The sequence below is a fragment of the Dellaglioa sp. CoH-57-MRSF-19 genome, from assembly GCF_056781975.1.
Map to the genome: position 1 here is coordinate 1 of NZ_JBXAXW010000236.1, position 292 is coordinate 292.

Sequence of the window (292 nt, forward strand, 5' to 3'; positions counted from 1 at the left end):
GATCAGGACGCGTATACCGCAGTTACGCAAAAAATCAATGGTGCCACCGGGTCGGCGCTGACCGCACTCGTTCAGCAGCGTCTTCCGTCGCTCAATGCGGCCAATGCCGCCTTTACATGGTAACGAAAAAATGGAAAGCGTCTTCTACTATGAATTGACACTGCACAAGGGTGCAGTGTCAAGCAAAGTCGTGGCACCAGTCGTCAAGTTGCTGCCTCCGACACCTCTAACGCAAGTCATGATCGTGACTTCAACAGAGGGGAACACACAGCGGCAAGGTGCTTACCTGTGG

Annotated in this window: 1 protein-coding gene; it reads left to right on the forward strand. The window is 53.4% G+C overall.

From position 1 onward, the window contains the following. Window positions 1-103: 103 nt before the first annotated feature. Window positions 104-292: hypothetical protein (locus AC1RO3_RS09055; protein ID WP_481764090.1), on the forward strand; the 189-nt coding region annotated here is incomplete at its 3' end.